Here is a 17,432-nt window from a genome sequence, read left to right on the forward strand (position 1 = left end):
AAGAACTCAAAGACATTATACGACAGAATTTATCGAATCATAAAAACATATTATCACTAATAAAACAAAATCATTTATAAAACTGATTAATAAAAAGAAAATCTCTTAAATACTAAATAAAAACATCTTTTTTAAATAAAAACAGAAATATTACACTGAAAATTAAAGGTTTGTCAGCAATAAAAAATCATCCTATTTTTATACTTGACTTAAATAAAAGTTTCAAACTTATTCTTCATCACCATCATTATGCTGAAAACCAATTGCTCTTCTCGGCTCTTCCACAATACGGTACGTTTCAAGTTCAGTTTTTAAAGCATTAATTCTTGTCTGAAAATCTTCGGGATTATTGATAATAACATCTGCCAAAAACATTGCGATCTGCTCCAGATATTCTTCTGTAAGCTTACTTGCAGCGTCACGTAAGGCAGCACTCAGAATTTTTTGGTCGATTACCAATTTTTCGTTTCTGGTTTTTTGGTAGAGATTTTTTATGCGTTTTTTCAGACTTTGGGTAAAATCAATGAGCATTGTATTGCTGAAAACTTTCATTTTTGAAGCAATATTATTCCAGAATGGGATTTTGTCGGCTTTATTATTTTTCAGAATCTTGTACAAAAGCGAGTCTTCTTCAAGACCTTTTGTCATCATGTATAAAATGATTTCAGACCTTTCCGAAGCATTTGGAGGGAATACCGGAACCAAAACATCAAATCTTCCGGGTGCCATAATTTCTTTATCAATCTCCGAAACAGAATTGGCAGATCCGATCATCAGAAGATCTTCTTTTTCAAATTTACTGATGTAATGAAGAATAATTTCCTGAGCTTCCAGGTTACATGAGGGAATGTCTTTCTCTGCTTTTCGCTCCGTCATAATTTGATCAAAATCATCCATAAAAAGCAAAATTTTGTCGGCATTCATCGTATTGACTAAGAAATCATTAAAATCGGTTTTGTTTCCGTCTACGTAAGAAGTTCCCAGATAATGCTTTTTCACTTCTTTGAAATGATAATTGATGATCTCAGCAATTTTATTTGCCCAGAAAATTTTACCGCTTCCGGGAGGTCCGTAAAGAATAATTCCGGCAGGTTTGTGAATTCCCCAGTCTTTGATCTGCTTTTCATTTAAAAAAGGTTCCAGAACCGTAGAAATATAGAAAAACAAATCTCTGTAGCCTATAAAATCACGTTTCTGAAGACTGGTTTTATATCCGAAATAATCATAAACGAATTGATAATTCCCTCCTAATTTTTGGTCAATTCCATAACTGGAAATCGATGAGCGGAAAAATCCGTTATCAAAAATATTGGGATCTGTTTCTTTGATTGCCTTTTCTATCTTTTCTTTTGGCTGATTGATGGTTTTGGCAATGTGGTCGAGGGTTTTATTTTTATCTAAATCTTTTTCATAATCTTTAAGAAAATCTGCATTTTCTCGGGCAAATTTTTCAAAATCTTTTTTCACCTCAAAATTGGTTGAGATGCAGTCTGCTAAGTCAAGATCAAAATCCTGAATAAAAAATTTAATGCTTTCCGGTGATATATTGAGCTCTTTTGCAAGTTCGGTTAACTTCATAAAATCATCTGTTAGTTCTATCAAATTTAATATTTTAATATTAAAAATTGTTTTTATTTATACCCAATTTGTAACATTTCACGAAAAAGAGAGACTTTTTAGAGTATAAACAAACTACATGGAAAAAGTTTTATCGGTCAAAAATCTGACTAAAAAATTCAAGAGAGTTGTTGTCAACAATATTTCCTTTGATGTGGAAAGAGGCAACGTTTACGGACTTCTCGGTCCCAACGGAAGCGGAAAATCTACTACATTCGGGATGCTTCTTTCAACCATCAATCCTACAAGCGGCGATTGGTTCTGGTTTGGAAAAAAGGGAACAGATTCTGAAACGCTGAAAAAAATTGGTGCCATCATCGAACAGCCCAATTTTTATCCTTATTTAAGTGCAGAAACAAATCTTAAAATTGTTGCTGAGATTAAAGGAACACCTTATTCAAGAATTGATGAAGTTTTAAATACGGTCGGGCTTTTAGAAAGAAAAAAAGATACTTTTAAAACATTTTCTTTAGGAATGAAACAGCGTTTGGCGATTGCATCGTCTTTGCTGAATAATCCTGAAGTTTTAATTTTAGACGAACCAACGAACGGTTTAGATCCTGAAGGAATTATCCAGATCAGAGAAATCATTGGAACGATCGCTAAACAGGGAATAACGATCATTATTGCAAGTCACCTTCTGGATGAGATTGAAAAAATCTGTAGCCACGTAATTGTTTTGAAAGACGGAAATGCCATCTATTCCGGGGCCGTTGACGGAATGACCAGCAACGATGGGTATTTTGAACTGAAAGCTGATAACAATACTTCACTTTTGAGTGCTCTGGAAGAACTTCAGTGGTTTACCTCAGTAAAAATTGATGGTGAAATCGTTAAAGCTCAGGTTCGTGACGATGCTTCGATTTCCGCATCAGGCTTAAATCAGAAACTTGCAGAAAAAGGTATTTTCTTATCTCATCTGGCTAAGAAAAAACAATCGCTTGAAACTCAATTCCTTGAACTTGTAAAAAACAACAATTAATCATGATGAAATTATTAAAACTCGAATATTACAAAAACCTGAATTACAGACCATTTAAGGTTTTTACGATCCTGTATTTTGCCATTTTGATTGCTCTGCTTTTTATCGGATTAGCTGACCTTAAGCTTTTTGGAAATCCAATCAACCTAAAAGAACAAGGAATGTATGATTTCCCAGGAATCTGGAATTTTACGACATGGACGGTCGCATTGCTCAAGATTTTCTTAGGACTAATTATTGTATTTTCAATCTCGCAGGAATTCAGCAACCGAATGTTTAAGCAAAATACAATTGACGGACTGAGCAGAGAAGAATTCATTGGCTCGAAACTGATTACCATTACAATTTTCACAATAGTTTCTACATTAATTGTTTTTGGAATTACTTTGTTTTTAGGGAAAAGTTATTCAACGGTAACAGATTCTGAAATGGTTTTTAAAGAAATATTTTTCATTGGAAATTATTTCGTGAAACTATTTTCTTTTTTCTGTTTCCTTATGTTTTTATCAATTCTTTTAAGAAAATCGGTATTCGTATTCCTTGCATTTTTCGTTATTTGGGTTGGCGAGGCTGTCATTGGAGGAATTGAAGCTTACTCTAAATTAACAGGAATGCAGGGAGCTCAAAGAAATGAAGTTCTTCAAAACGATTTTTTCTTTAGCAGACTTTTTCCATTGGAAAGTATGTCAAGTTTAATCCCAAACCCAATGCTTAGACTGAATATGGCAAAAGCAATGGGCTTAAAATACGAATTTACCTACCCAACAGAAAGTCTGATTGCATGTCTGGTTTGGTGCGCCATCTTCATCGTTGGTTCTTACTGGATTTTAAAGAAAAGAGATTGGTAATTGTATATTTATCAGACATAAATTATTCAAATACGAAAGTGATTCATTATTGAGTCACTTTTTTTATTTAAATTTAAACCAATGATTTCAGGAAAGAAAATATACTATGTTCCGGGATTGATAAGTGCATTATTGATTCCTGTTTTGTTTTGGTATTTCGGGAATCAAAAATATGAAGAAATCAATGTAGGGGTTATTGATATAGGTATTCCAGCGAAATTAAATGATGAAAATTATAAATACTCTTTTGAACCATTGAGAAATTGGAATTATCAAAAAATTACTGTTCAGCCAAATTCCGCAAAAAAAAATTCTAAATATTATGTTTCAAAACTGAAAGAACTTCAAAAAAGAAACAAAAAAGAATCAGGAATTGAATTTATTTTAGATAACAACAATACTTATGGAGATTTTGCATCTATTTTAAATGATATGGCTATAGCTAAACAAGAGACCTATGGTTTATATCTCAACAAAACGGGACATCTTTGCCGTTCATTTTTACAAAGATCCAAATAAAATACAAAATGTTTTTGGTGACGATACTGTTTTTTATAACTATACAGAAAGTGACTATTACACAGGCTACACAAAATTCAAATTTCAAATGAGTCAACTTCCTAAACAAACCTTTTATTTAATACTCGGATTTTTAATTTTCCTAAACATCTCAATGTTCAGCATCAAAGAAAGGTTTTTAAACTAAAAAAGTTGCCTTTCGACAACTTTTCAACTTTATTTTTTCGCTTTTGGAAGCGGATTTGCGTTTCTGGCTTCTTCAAAAAGTCCCGGTTCAATGTGACAATATCCACCCGGATTTGCGTTCAGATAATCCTGATGATAATCTTCTGCTTTGTAGAAATTTTTTAAAGTCTCAACTTCTACAACAACTGGTTTAGAATAATTTTTGGCTAATTTTTCAACCTCAGCTTTTACAATGGCTTCGGTACTTTTATCTGTAAAATAAATTCCGCTTCGGTAATTGTCTCCTACATCATTTCCTTGTCTGTTCAAAGTAGTAGGATCGATTGATTTAAAATAAAGATCAATCAGTAATTTCAGATCCACTTGATCGGCATCATATTTCACTTTTACGGTTTCTGTAAATCCCGTCGTATGACTGATCACTTCTTCATAAGTAGGATTTTTAGTTTTTCCGTTGGCATATCCCACTTCAGTTTTTACAACTCCTCTCACTTGTTGAAAAAGATGTTCGGTTCCCCAAAAACATCCACCTGCGAAGTAAACTTCTTTTACATTGGCTCCATCCATAACGGTCTCATTTTCTTTTTCTTTGTTAATTTCTCCTGTTTTCATTTTTTTTGAATCTCCACAACTCGCTGCAAACACAGCGATTCCAAGAAACATCCCGAGTAATATGAATATGTTTTTCATTTTTTGTTTGTTGTACTTAATCATTTTGTTGATATAATTTTTAGAACACTTTAGTTAGATGCAAATTTCACGCTAAAATTAAATTTGGTTTTAAGAATTTTCATTTAACAATTTCGATTAATCATATATACGGAAAAACGAATCTGAACGGTTTTAATTTAGAGTTTAAATGAAAATTTTTGGTCATATTTTTCCATAGTTTGTCATTCCGGAGGAATCTAAACGTTCGAATTTCACTGGTGAGATTCCTGCGGAATGACAAAGACGACTTTGAAAATTTCAAAAATCATATTGGGATTTGATTTAAACTAACTAATGACATTTAAGATTTGCATTATAACCTATCTTAATTGTAGTAAAAATAATCAGAACATCTATAAATTCCCAACAACAGTATCTTACAATCACTTAAAAATATTAAATTTGCATCCTTATCAATTTTTTTGATATTAAAAGCTATAAAAAATGACTTCACAGGAAATACGCCAACAGTTTTTAGACTATTTTAAAAGTAAAAACCACCTTATCGTTCCTTCAGCACCGATCGTGTTGAAAGATGATCCAACGCTGATGTTTTCCAACTCGGGAATGACACAGTTCAAAGATTTTTTCTTAGGATATAAAACTCCGACTGCCCCGAGAATTGCCGATACACAAAAGTGTCTGAGAGTTTCCGGAAAGCATAACGATTTGGATGATGTGGGTCGTGATACCTATCACCACACGATGTTTGAAATGTTGGGAAACTGGTCTTTCGGTGATTATTTTAAAAAAGAAGCGATTTCTTGGGCTTGGGAATTGTTGACGGAAGTATACGGAATCCCAAAAGAAAATTTGTACGTAACCATTTTTGAAGGCGACGCAAAAGAAAATCTGGAAAGAGATACTGAAGCTTATGATCTTTGGAAACAATTCGTTTCAGAAGACAGAATCATCAACGGAAATAAAAAAGATAATTTTTGGGAAATGGGAGCAAGCGGACCTTGTGGACCTTGTTCAGAGATTCATGTAGACTTGAGAACTCCAGAGGAAAAAGCTAAAATTTCCGGTTTGGAGCTGGTGAACAACGATCATCCTCAGGTTGTTGAAATCTGGAATCTAGTATTCATGCAGTTCAACAGAAAAGCTGACGGTTCTCTTGAAAATCTTCCTGCAAGACACATTGATACAGGAATGGGATTTGAGCGTCTTTGTATGGCTTTACAGCAGAAAGAATCCAACTATGACACTGATGTTTTCACGCCGTTGATTGCTAAAGTTGAAGAACTTTCAGGTAAAAAATATACAGGAATTTTAACGGACGAAAAAGATATCGCAATCCGCGTTGTAGTAGATCACATCAGAGCGGTTTCTTTTGCCATTGCAGATGGACAGCTGCCTTCCAACGGAGGTGCAGGTTATGTGATCAGAAGAATTTTAAGAAGAGGAATTTCTTATGCTTATCGATTTTTAGACAGAAAAGAACCTTTCCTTTTTGAATTGGTGGCTGTGCTTCAAAATCAAATGGGAAAATTCTTCCCTGAATTGGAGAAGCAAGGAAAATTAGTCACTGAAGTCATTAAAAGTGAAGAAGAATCTTTCTTAAAAACAATAGAAACAGGTTTATTAAGAGTAGATAAATTAATTCAGCAAACCATTTCTGAAGGTTCTAAAGTTCTTCCAAGTGTTGAAGTTTTTGAATTGTATGATACATACGGTTTCCCGGATGATTTGACTAGAATTATTGCAGAAGAAAAAGGTTTGACGATTGACGAAGCCGGTTTTGAAGCTGAAATGGCGAAACAAAAACAACGTTCTAAAAAAGACTCAGCTTCTAAAGTCTACGACTGGGTTGTTTTGGAAGAAAAACCTGAAAATTTTGTAGGTTACGATCAAATCGAAGCGGAAACTTACATTACAAGATACAGAAAAGTAGAAAATAAAGACGGCGAATTTTATCAGGTGGTATTGAGCAACTCCCCTTTCTACCCTGAAGGTGGTGGACAAATCGGTGACAAAGGTGTACTGGAAAATGCGGTTGAAAGCTTTGAAGTTTTAGAAACTAAAAAAGAAAACGGATTGATTATTTCTTTAATCAACGGACTTCCGAAAGATGCAGGAGCTGTTTTTTATGCTAAAGTTAATGCAACCGAAAGAAAAAACTCTCAGGCAAATCACTCTGTAACGCATTTGTTGCACGAAGCTTTGAGAGAAGTTTTGGGAACTCACGTTGAGCAGAAAGGTTCATTTGTTGGTCCGGATTATCTGCGTTTTGACTTCTCGCATTTTAGTAAAATGACGGATGAAGAATTGGCTTTGATTGAAGAAAAAGTCAATGCAAAAATCAAAGAAAATATCGCTTTGCAGGAATTCAGAAACATCCCGATTCAGGAGGCAATTGACAAAGGTGCGATGGCATTGTTTGGTGAAAAATATGGTGACAGCGTGAGAATGATCCAGTTTGGAAGTTCAAAAGAATTGTGTGGTGGAACTCACGTAAAACATACAAGCGAAATCGGTCATTTTAAAATCAATTCTGAAAGTTCTGCTGCGGCAGGAATCAGAAGAATTGAAGCGATTTCAGGAGATAAATCTGAAGAATATTTCAAGAATTTAGAAAAACAGATTGTTGAGCTTTCTCAATTGCTGAAATCTAAAGATATTGTAAAATCAATCGAGAAATTGATCGAAGAAAATTCAGCATTAAAATCTGAAGTTGAATCTCTGAAAAAAGAAAAAGCAAAAGGCGAAATCGGCGACTGGAAAACGGCTTATGAACACAAAGGCGACAAACAGCTTTTGGTAAAGAAAACCTCTCTGGATGCAGGTTCGGTAAAAGATATTGTATTCCAACTGAAGAAAGAAATCCCAACTTCTGTAACGATTGTTTTGTCAGATTACGACGGAAAACCAATGATTACCGTTGGAATTTCCGATGATTTGGCTTCAAACTATCAGGCAGGAACGATTGTGAAAGATTTAGCAAAAGAAATCCAAGGCGGTGGCGGTGGAAATTCAGGCTTCGCAACAGCAGGAGGAAAAAATCTTGATGGCTTGGAAAATGCGTATCAGAAGGCTTTGAATCTTTAATTAATTTTCTAGTAAACATTACCGCTTTGCGGTTTCTATAAGGATTTAATGATCCGAATTTATTGTAAACAACAAACCCTTTCAGTTTTGAAAGGGTTTGTTTGTATTTAACGACAACTCAGTCGTTCGTCACTTCGAGTAGGTTTTTGAAGAAAACCGTATCGAGAAGTTTTTGTTTTATAGAAAGATTTGTGCTTCGATTCACAGGTTCTCGATACATTTTTCTCCGCTACGCTGCGAAAAACACTCGAACTGACGAACGACTCACGAGGTTAAGTCGTTATCAGTATAGGCGAGACGTCACTTCGAATAGGTTTTTGCAAAAACCGTATCGAGAAGTTCTTGATTCACAGGCAGCCCATGCTTCACGGGTTCTCGATACTTTTTTCTTCGCCGAGTGAAGAAAAACACTCGAACTGACGGGTCTCTTTGTATCGTTTGATATCGTGTAAACCCGACGTCACTTCGAGTAGATTTTTGCTAAAAAAACGTATCGAGAAGTTTTTTGTTTAAAGGCAAACTCTGATTCAAAGACTCTCGTAATAAATTATTGATGTCCTAATTAAGTAAATTACTTAGAACAATTATTATTTTATTTTATCGTTATCACTTTCAATTAATCCCATTTTATGCTTTGCTCCCCATTGATGCAGTTCTTTGCAAACAGGCATCAGTTCCTTTCCAATATTCGTTAATTCATATTCAACTCTTGGCGGAACTTCTGCAAAAACCGTTTTTATTAGTAAACCATCTTTTTCCAATTCTCTTAACTGTAGAGTGAGCATTCTTTCGGTGATATTGGAAATTATTTTTTTTAATTCTCCGAAACGCTTTTTCTCTTTTTCCAATTGCAACAGAATAGGAAGTTTCCACCTGCCTCCAACCAGCTGAACTGCGTAAGTAACATTGCAATCAGTGATAAAAATTTTATTCTGGTTATTTGTAGAGGTTTCTTTGTTTGCCATTACTTACATTTTTGTATGTACCTTACAATTGTATGTGTACTGTACAAAGTTAATTGTTTCCTGATAAATTTGCAATTAGATAAAAAGAAAGAAAAATGAAAACAGATCGTATCAGAGTCGGAATTATTGGTTTAAATCCCGATAGCCATTGGGCATCAAAATCACATATACCCGCATTACAGTTTTTGGAAGATGATTTTGAAATTCTAGGTGTAGCGAATACAACCTATGAAAGTGCAAAAAGAGCTTCCGAAGCATTCCAAATCCCTTATGCATTTCAGAATGCGGAAGCATTGATCAGCTCACCGGAAATAGATTTGGTAATCGTTACCGTGAAAGTACCCTATCATTTTGAGTTAGTAAAAGCTGCCTTGGCATCAGGTAAACACGTGTATTGTGAGCATCCACTTGGAAATGGTTTGGAGGAAACCAGACTTTTAGCCGAAATGGCAGCGAAAAAAAACGTTGTGGCTGTTGTAGGAACTCAAATGGTGGTTGCACCTGAAATTTTGTATTTGCAACAACTTATAAAGGATAGTTTTGTCGGGAAAGTTCTGTCTACAACTTTGATTGGTTCGGGCGGGAACTGGAGAAACGAGACTGTTGCAGATTTATCTTATTTGTACGATAAAGCCAATGGTGCAACTATGCTAACGATACCATTGGCACATACATTGGCTGGTGTTACCACTGTATTGGGAAGCTTTTCAGAACTCAGTTCCAAACTGACAAGCAATTTCGATACGGTGAAAGTATTGGAAACAGGTGACGTAAAATCGAAAACAGCAGAAGACCAAATTATGATAATCGGTACATTAGATAATGGTGCAGCTATTTCTGTACATTATCGTGGTGGCGTTTCAAGAGGTACTAATTTATTATGGGAAATTAACGGAACAGAAGGCGACATACAGGTAAGAGGTGATTTGGGACACGGACAGCTGGTGCCTCTCTCCATCTTTGGAGCGAAAGGAACTGAGAAAGAACTGAAATTAATGAAAGTTCCGGCAGAGATTATGAATAATTTTCCCGAAAATCCAATGGTAGGAAATGTAGCCCGAATGTATAAGTTGCTGGCAGACGACATTAGAAACAATACCCGAAATGCACCTTCTTTTGATGATGCTGTACAACTTTATGAATTGCTGAATACTATAGAGCTGTCTGCGACGAAGCTCGACTGACGGAGCGTATCTTGTATCGTTTAAACAAGTCGTCACTTCGAGTAGATTTTTGCAAAAAATCGTATCGAGAAGTTTTTGATTCATAGGCAGTCAGTGGTCCACGGGTTCTCGATACATTTTTCTTCGCTTTTCGAAGAAAAACACTCGAACTGACGGAACTCGACTGACAAGCGACTGATGTATTGTGTAAACAAGTCGTCACTTCGAGTAGGTTTTGTAAAAACCGTATCGAGAAGTTTTTGATTTACAGGCAGTCTGCGATCCACGGGTTCTCGATACATTTTTCTCCGCTGCGCTGCGAAAAACACTCGAACTGACGAACGACTCACGAGGTTAAGTCGTTATCAGTATAGGCGAGACGTCACTTCGAGTAGGTTTTTGAAAAAAATCGTATCGAGAAGTTTTTGACTGGAAGACAGATTTTGTGCTTCGGTTCACGGGTTCTCGATACATCCCGATTTCATCGGGACACTCGAACTGACGAACGACTGACGATGCAACTTTGGTATTAATTTAAGCACGTCGTCACTTCAAGTAGGTTTTGAAGAAAACCGTATTGAGAAGTTTACACCTGATCCTCTGTAGGCGGCACTTCCGGCAATCCGCTTGGGGTGTCGTAGATGATGTAGTCGTTGTATTTGGCTTCGTTGGTTTCGTAGAAGATATCACGACCGATGCCTGCGTATTTGGTAAGTAGTTGGTAGAGTTTGTTGAGTGCTTCTACACGGCTTTCTGTGGCTACATCACGGTCAGAAATACCTTTTGCCTGTGCATCTATAGCAACATCGAGGGCATCACGCTGTGTAATAAGGGTGGTAATTTTCTCTGCGGTAAGACCTTCGTCAGCAAGTTGGGAAAGATATTTTTCGGCAGTACTACTCATGATTTTGGCAACGCGAACGATCTCTGCATCACTTTGCTGACTGATCAATGCATTACCAAATTCCTTGTATTTGGCACTGTAGAGTCCGAAAACATTTTCTGCCATATTGAAAATACTGCGCATGGTTTTTTCGAGTGCATTTCTGGCGGCATCTTTTTGTTCGGTAAGATTTGTTTTGATGGCTTCCAGCTGTTCATCGTTCGGGAAGTTGTCTACGGTGTGGAGTGCAGTTGTCAGTTCGGTCTTTTTGGCGGCGTTATAGCCACGGTCTGTAAATTCGGTGATGTCTCTGTCAATCAAACCCATCAGTTCATCTGCTTTTTGTTTCAGTACAGAATCTGCAAGTCTGAAGGTTCGTACTACCTGATCTTTTTTCATAATAGAATTATTTTTTGTGTTTAACAATTTTGATTAAAGTTTATTTTTATATTGTTTTTTAAATTTACTTTTCTTTTCAAAACAGCTGTAAAGTGTTGAAATATAACAAATTGTACTTGATTACCTCTTCGAACGGGTTGAACGCCTCTTCGAAGTGGTTGAACGCTCCTTCGAACTAATTGATTGTCTCTTCGAAACGGTTGACTGCCTTTACGAAACACTTGAACGTCCTTACGAAGCGGTTGATTCCCTCAACTGAATGCCTGAATGCCCTTTCGAAGGGATTGAAGCGCTCTTCAGACTGCCTGAACGAACCAACGGAACGGTTTACCGTTTTTTGAGATGGGCAATGGCTTGAAAATGTTGAGTTGGATTTTGGAACCGGGAGTGCCGGAAACCTGCGCATGAACTGCGGGATTATTTTTATACATCATCATTTTGTTTTTTGTTGTTCTTAAAACAAATATAAAAATATTTTTGAATAGTATGGGATTGAAAGAATATTTTTTTGAAATGGAAAAACCTCGCGGTGGGCGAGGTTTGTTTTTATAGAATGCTTAAGGGTCAAGAATATATTACACAGTTGAAAAATTAATTTTCACCTTTTATACCCTTATCAATAACCTTAACAAGCATTAGAATGGTTAGAACAAAAATTGTCGATGGAATAGCTATTAGTAATATTTCGAAAAAGCTGTATGAGTTTGTACTGGTCAATAATTTGAAAATTAAATAAACTTCATATCCAAAAGGAAATATTATTATGATTAGTCCTATAGGCAGCCAAAGAAAATAACCTAAACATCCTGTTAAATTCATTTTTTTTTGACTATGATATTTGCTTACTGAATCTGTAATAGAAAATGGTCGCAATCTCTCATTTAAATACGATTCATATTCAAGATCGAAAAGTAATGAAGTTAAAACTTTATAAACATTTTTCTGTTCAGCAAAGTCATACCATATCATTAAATATTTATAGTAAACAAAAGTGAAGATTGATGGGATTATTAGAAATATTATTTTTGTATCATTAACTGTGAAGGGACCTAAATTAACTTCTGATATTTTAGTTTGTAATATTAATTGAAATGCAAAACCACACAGTAATAAAGCTACAAATAAGCTACCAAGAGATTTTTTATTTTCTTCCATTCTTTTCTCTAAAATCTCCAAAAATTTTTCTTTTTGCTCAAAAGTTTTTAAATCATTAGAAAGTTTAAGGGAAATTCGACTTTCTTTGGTAATTTGTTCTGATTCCATGATATTTTTATTATTTTAGTTCAATAGATTTAGTAAATTTTTAAAGTATAAAATAATACTTTTAATAACTGACTCGTAAAAACCTATAGATATATAATTTAATAAACGTAATTGCGTAAATAAAAGCTAGTCGTTCATCAACACATAATTTACTAAGCTCATTTTACTATATTGCATTGCAGCTATAAGTGTATGAAAATGCTGTTTTCTTTTTTTTGGGTCATTCCATTCAAAATTGATATTACCGGTTAATAAGCTTCCTGCATGAGCAATTTTTGATCGGTAATTATACAATTTATTAATCGAAGCTTTTAGTTTTTCATCCGCAGATAAATATTTTTCTAGATATAACTTTATTTGTTGACCTACCCCCCAAATAGGTTTACCACAACTCTGACAGCTATATTTTGAATTCTTTATTGATTTACATGAATGACATTCGACTTCAACTTCCTCTTTATTAAGTTTTGTCACAAGCGATGTCATAGTTTCTATACTTGATATAAATGCTAAGAACGACAAACTTTTCATTTCATTTCGAATTTTCACACCGTTATTAATTAAAACAACTGCTGAATCAAAATATTGTTTTTGAATTTCAGAAAGATTATCGAGCAATTCAAAAAAAAGATGGCTATGTATACTCATCTTCAACTCATTATTTATATCTTCGTCAAGATCAGGAATTTGATAATAAATTGAGTGTTGAATCAAATCAATATCTTTGAAGTCTACATCTGTAAATTTGGATATAAAACCTAAATTTTTTAAATTTTTGTCGTTATAAATCTTAGCTCCATATTTACAATATATGTCTTCATTTCGCTTTCCATCTAAATTAATAAACCAGCCTTGATCATTTACATTGTAGGTGAAAAAGTGATGATTTGTAACTACAGACAACAGTCGAAGAATATAAGTCATAACATTAAATTCATGATTCATTTTTGACCAAAATTCTCTATCTATTTGTTCAATTTCTTCATCACCTTCTTCTAAAGTAGCTTCATGAGATATTTGAGTAATGTCATCGGTAGTAATTTTATATTCTAAAACAAAAGGAAAATGATTAGTATTAATGTCAGAATTTATAAAATCTTCCAAAGGGTAGAATTGAAACCAATCACACTTGAACTTTTTTTTAATGCGTATATTACAAAAACATATTGTTCTTTTATATTCAACTTTTGATGACATAGATGTTTTTTTGAGATTATATATTGTTATGAATTACTTTTTTTAATTTTTCAATAAGAATGTTTGCATTTTCATATTTAAAGCATCAAAATCCTTCGTAAATTTTCCAATAATTTCTTCCTTTTCTTCAAAACTTTTTTCTTTCCAAAATAGATTTATAATTTCTTGAAGAGTTTTGTGAAGATTTGTTATTTCATTATCTGCAAGAAATGGAAATAAATGATAATTTGATGTCATAAAGTATCTATATTGCCAATTTATGCTAGCAAGTGTTCTTATTGCATCTTCTCGATTAGAATCTGTTACACATGACCATACTTTTTGAAGTTCAAAATTGATTCTCTTATATTCTGATTCTCGAAATTCACGAAGTAGTTTCTCTTTTTCAAATTTTAAATTATCTCTGTTCCTATTTTTTTCAATATTGGATAATTTTAATGCTATGTAAATCGTTACAATTACGCTAAGTAAAGAGAATGTACAATTTAGTAAACCACCAAAATAATCTCCAAAAGCACCCCACTTTCCTATATCATCGGAAATCTCACTATCATAAAAATTGTAAAGAAAAAATGATATTGGAAGCATCATGATTAACATAGTTAAAATAATCCATGTTAAAAGTTCTTTTTTGGTCATGTTTAAATTTTTTGATAAAGCTAGAAATTTTAAATGCTAAATAAGTTAGCTAAAAGTAATCAAACATCTTAATTTAAGCAATTTTATTTCAAACCTAAATGAAAAAGATGAAGCCCTTGTGTTCTCGATACAAATTATTCTTCAAATAATTTTTACTCGAACTGACGAGATCATATATTTAGAAATTGTATAATACTTACAAAGCCTTAAAATCTCTTAAATAAATCTCCATTTATCCTCACCCCGAGAATTGAAAAACCCAACAATTATCTGTAATAAAAGCAAATACACTCGACTATTATTTTTAACAAAAGATTATATTTTCTGTTATGGTTTTGTAACCTTCTTATCAATAGTTTTGTCTTATTAATAAAAAAACTCAATGACCAAACTTCTATCTCCGTTCTTTTTATTTTTTGCGGTGTTCTATTTCGGGCAGACTTCACTGAAAGTTTTCAGCAAAACCGATAAAAAACCTATTCGTGAGGCAGCCGTTTACTGCGACGATAATCTTTTGGGGAAAACCAATTTTGACGGCGTTTTATCTTTTAAAACAAAATGTAAGAAAGTTGAAATTCTGGCGAGCAATTTTGAAGATGTTACCGTTGACGTTAAAAAATCAATGGAAGTGGCAATGCAGCCGCTGTCTGAGAAACAGAGCAATATCGATAAAGTGGTGATCACCGATAAAAGTGATCCGCGAGCATTGAAAATTTTGGACGAACTGAATAAAAGAGAAAAAGAAAACTCGCCCAAATCTTTAGATACCTATAATTTTAAATCGTATTCTAAATTTTCGATTGATGTCGATCAAGATTCAATTGATACTTTTAAAAATTTCCTGGCAACGAGAAAAGATTCTCTTTCAAAGGTTGATAAATCTGAATTTAAACAAAAAGAAAGTGAAAAGAAAGATTCTCTGATCGGCGAAGATCTGCTCGACGCTACTCAGGAAAGTCAGATGTTCCTTTGGGAAAAAGCGACGGAATACAAATATTCTCAAAAGTTCGGGGAGAAAACCAATATTATAGACAACAGAATGTCGGGTTTTAAAAATCCGATTTATGAAGCGGTGGCGATTAATCTTTCACATCTAGACCGAACTCCACGACAGCTAAGACCTGAAAACAGAAAGCTTTTTAATTATTATTTGTCAGACACTCTACAATTGGACGGCAGAAAAACCTACGTCATTAAGTTCAAGGAAATCACCGATAAGAAAAAGCAAAACCCGAGAAAGTTTAACGGAAAAATCTATGTGGATTCTGAAACCTATGCGCTGAAAAAGTTTGAGAGTACCAGTAAAAAAAGAAATGAAGGCGACATTGTCTCGGTCTGGAAACCGATTGACGGAAAATGGTTTCTGGATTATGAAGACATCAAACTGAAAATGGGCGACCAGACGTTTAATACTTCAAAGAAAGACAGCGTAAAAACCGACACGTTAAAGAAAGGCGAAAAACTGAGCGACCGAAAAAAATACAACCAAAAAACTTTCGGAAATTATCTTTATGTGAAAAACCGTTTCTTCGATTTCCAGCTGAATGAAGCACAGAAAGCATCTGAGTTTAAAGGCTATTCTCTCGAGATGAAAAACACTGACGGAAGTCTGCTTCAGCAATACAGAACCGACAGTCTGACTGCAAGAGAAAGTGCAACCTACGTGAAAATCGACAGCTTTGTACAGAAACATGATTTTGAAAAGAAACTGAGTTTCCTGACCCAATTGATGCGAGGAAATCTGCGTTACAAAATGATTGATTTTGATCTTACTAAATTTTTCAGCTATGATAAATACCAAGGTTTCCGTTTGGGAGCCGGTGTAAAACTGAATGAAAAATTCAACAAAACATTTTCTCCGGACGGATATTTCGGATATGGTTTTAAAGATCACACCTGGAAATACGGTTTGGGTCTTGATATGAAACTGTCTTCCAAGAGAACTTCCGTTTTCAGAATCGATTATGTGGATGATGTCTTTGCAGCAGGAAGATTCAGCAACAATATGTGGGATATGATGATGAAAGTGAATGATCTGAATTTAGATCTGCACAATGCCAATTTTTATAAGAATCAAAAATGGGGAGCATCCTATTTATATGATATTTCAAACTCATTAAGCATGAAAATTGCCGTGAATAAAGAAAAACAGGAAGCACTTTTTGATTATCAGTACAAAAATCTGGGAAATCGTTTTGATAATGTGAGCGCTACTCTATCGTTAAAATTCTCACCGAACGATAAAAATATCATGACTCCAAGCGGAAAATACACTTATGAAAAAGGATTTCCGCAGGTTTACATGAATTTCGAAAAAGGAATTGATGCTTTAGGCGGAGATTTAGATTATTACCGAGCCGATGCATTGTTTATTCATCAGTTCAGATCGAAATTGGGAATTACCAATCTGAAACTTTTCGGAGGAATTTCTTCAGGAACGGCTCCGATCTGGAAAAACTTTGAAATTGCCGGTCAGAACGACAGAAATCCGGAACATTGGTATTCAAACATCAACACGCCAAATAATTTAGCGTTTGCAACAATGCCTTCAGGAACTTTCTTTGCCGATAAATTTGTGGCATTCAAGATTTCACAAAATTTACCTTTCAGATTTAAAACGATTGGTTCGAGATATTCAAACATCGAACTGGAATATCAATCTGCCATCGGAGATCTTAAAAACCGTGGCGATCATCAGTTTGATTTCCAGGTTTTGGATCACTATTATCAGGAAGTTGGCTTGATTTGGAATCGATTTTTGGGTAGAAATTTCGGCGTAGGTTTTTCTTACAGATTAGGACATTATCAGACTTCGGAATTCAAGGATAACTTTGGGATTAAATTGAGATTTAATTTTTTGAATTGATTATTTATTATGATTCTTAATTTTAACGCAAAGCGCACAAAGGTTTTTTTGACAATTAACTTTTGTCAAGTTACACAAAGCCGTTTCACTTATAAAAGCTCACAAAGTTTTTCAATTATAGAGTTTAGATCATTGTCAAAATTACG

At 34.2% G+C, this 17,432-nt stretch carries 12 protein-coding genes and 1 pseudogene; 6 read left to right on the forward strand and 7 right to left on the reverse strand.

Features of this window, described 5'->3' with window-relative positions; translation table 11 throughout:
- Window positions 1-228: 228 nt before the first annotated feature.
- Complete coding sequence (locus tag K0R77_RS03210; RefSeq protein ID WP_300347578.1) at window positions 229-1,602, reverse strand: AAA family ATPase; 1,374 nt, start codon at window positions 1,600-1,602, stop codon at window positions 229-231.
- Between the two features lie 94 nt (window positions 1,603-1,696).
- Between K0R77_RS03210 and K0R77_RS03215 the strand changes: the two genes are divergently transcribed.
- The 3 genes from K0R77_RS03215 to K0R77_RS03225 all read left to right on the forward strand — a co-directional run bounded on the left by K0R77_RS03215 (window position 1,697) and on the right by K0R77_RS03225 (window position 3,966).
- The gene (locus K0R77_RS03215; RefSeq protein WP_300347584.1) at window positions 1,697-2,599 is read left to right on the forward strand and encodes an ABC transporter ATP-binding protein; all 903 of its coding nucleotides are present in this window, start codon (window positions 1,697-1,699) and stop codon (window positions 2,597-2,599) included.
- A 2-nt stretch (window positions 2,600-2,601) separates the two neighbouring features.
- Window positions 2,602-3,447: an ABC transporter permease subunit gene (locus tag K0R77_RS03220; protein ID WP_300347590.1), complete on the forward strand. Its 846-nt coding sequence runs from the start codon at window positions 2,602-2,604 to the stop codon at window positions 3,445-3,447.
- Window positions 3,448-3,528: 81 nt separating this feature from the next.
- The gene (locus K0R77_RS03225) at window positions 3,529-3,966 is read left to right on the forward strand and encodes a hypothetical protein (RefSeq protein ID WP_300347595.1); all 438 of its coding nucleotides are present in this window, start codon (window positions 3,529-3,531) and stop codon (window positions 3,964-3,966) included.
- Between the two features lie 237 nt (window positions 3,967-4,203).
- Here K0R77_RS03225 and msrA read toward each other — a convergent pair.
- Window positions 4,204-4,719 (reverse strand): annotated as a pseudogene (gene msrA, locus K0R77_RS03230) (peptide-methionine (S)-S-oxide reductase MsrA); the annotation flags it as partial.
- Window positions 4,720-5,307: 588 nt separating this feature from the next.
- Here msrA and alaS point away from each other — a divergent pair.
- Window positions 5,308-7,911: an alanine--tRNA ligase gene (gene alaS / locus K0R77_RS03235; protein WP_300347600.1), complete on the forward strand. Its 2,604-nt coding sequence runs from the start codon at window positions 5,308-5,310 to the stop codon at window positions 7,909-7,911.
- Between the two features lie 587 nt (window positions 7,912-8,498).
- Here alaS and K0R77_RS03240 read toward each other — a convergent pair.
- Window positions 8,499-8,876, reverse strand: a complete 378-nt coding sequence (locus K0R77_RS03240; protein WP_300347605.1) for a helix-turn-helix domain-containing protein — start codon at window positions 8,874-8,876, stop codon at window positions 8,499-8,501.
- A 95-nt stretch (window positions 8,877-8,971) separates the two neighbouring features.
- Here K0R77_RS03240 and K0R77_RS03245 point away from each other — a divergent pair, with 95 nt between their 5' ends.
- A complete protein-coding gene (locus K0R77_RS03245; RefSeq protein WP_300347611.1) occupies window positions 8,972-10,060 on the forward strand; it encodes a Gfo/Idh/MocA family oxidoreductase in 1,089 nt (362 codons plus the stop codon).
- 565 nt (window positions 10,061-10,625) lie between these two features.
- Here K0R77_RS03245 and K0R77_RS03250 read toward each other — a convergent pair.
- The 4 genes from K0R77_RS03250 to K0R77_RS03265 form a co-directional block, all read right to left on the reverse strand.
- Entirely contained in the window at window positions 10,626-11,348 is a 723-nt protein-coding gene (locus K0R77_RS03250; RefSeq protein ID WP_300347615.1) for a hypothetical protein, read from the reverse strand.
- 564 nt (window positions 11,349-11,912) lie between these two features.
- Window positions 11,913-12,584 carry a hypothetical protein gene (locus tag K0R77_RS03255; RefSeq protein WP_300347620.1) on the reverse strand — a complete coding sequence of 224 codons (672 nt, stop codon included), beginning with the start codon at window positions 12,582-12,584 and terminating at the stop codon, window positions 11,913-11,915.
- 126 nt (window positions 12,585-12,710) lie between these two features.
- On the reverse strand, window positions 12,711-13,781 hold the full coding sequence (locus K0R77_RS03260) for a hypothetical protein (RefSeq protein ID WP_300347624.1): 1,071 nt from the start codon (window positions 13,779-13,781) through the stop codon (window positions 12,711-12,713).
- Between the two features lie 42 nt (window positions 13,782-13,823).
- Window positions 13,824-14,420, reverse strand: coding sequence for a hypothetical protein (locus K0R77_RS03265; protein ID WP_300347629.1), 597 nt, complete (start codon window positions 14,418-14,420; stop codon window positions 13,824-13,826).
- A 382-nt stretch (window positions 14,421-14,802) separates the two neighbouring features.
- Here K0R77_RS03265 and K0R77_RS03270 point away from each other — a divergent pair, with 382 nt between their 5' ends.
- On the forward strand, window positions 14,803-17,286 hold the full coding sequence (locus tag K0R77_RS03270; RefSeq protein ID WP_300347635.1) for a DUF5686 family protein: 2,484 nt from the start codon (window positions 14,803-14,805) through the stop codon (window positions 17,284-17,286).
- Window positions 17,287-17,432: the final 146 nt, after the last annotated feature.

The organism is Chryseobacterium sp. (assembly GCF_029240215.1).
Classification (GTDB): domain Bacteria; phylum Bacteroidota; class Bacteroidia; order Flavobacteriales; family Weeksellaceae; genus Chryseobacterium.

Coding starts and splice junctions, on each gene's coding strand:
- K0R77_RS03265 (WP_300347629.1), bottom strand. CDS start 14,420: ATGACCAAAAAAGAACTTTTAACATGGATTATTTTAACTATGTTAATC.
- K0R77_RS03245 (WP_300347611.1), top strand. CDS start 8,972: ATGAAAACAGATCGTATCAGAGTCGGAATTATTGGTTTAAATCCCGAT.
- K0R77_RS03270 (WP_300347635.1), top strand. CDS start 14,803: ATGACCAAACTTCTATCTCCGTTCTTTTTATTTTTTGCGGTGTTCTAT.
- K0R77_RS03240 (WP_300347605.1), bottom strand. CDS start 8,876: ATGGCAAACAAAGAAACCTCTACAAATAACCAGAATAAAATTTTTATC.
- alaS (WP_300347600.1), top strand. CDS start 5,308: ATGACTTCACAGGAAATACGCCAACAGTTTTTAGACTATTTTAAAAGT.
- K0R77_RS03215 (WP_300347584.1), top strand. CDS start 1,697: ATGGAAAAAGTTTTATCGGTCAAAAATCTGACTAAAAAATTCAAGAGA.
- K0R77_RS03220 (WP_300347590.1), top strand. CDS start 2,602: ATGATGAAATTATTAAAACTCGAATATTACAAAAACCTGAATTACAGA.
- K0R77_RS03225 (WP_300347595.1), top strand. CDS start 3,529: ATGATTTCAGGAAAGAAAATATACTATGTTCCGGGATTGATAAGTGCA.
- K0R77_RS03260 (WP_300347624.1), bottom strand. CDS start 13,781: ATGTCATCAAAAGTTGAATATAAAAGAACAATATGTTTTTGTAATATA.
- K0R77_RS03255 (WP_300347620.1), bottom strand. CDS start 12,584: ATGGAATCAGAACAAATTACCAAAGAAAGTCGAATTTCCCTTAAACTT.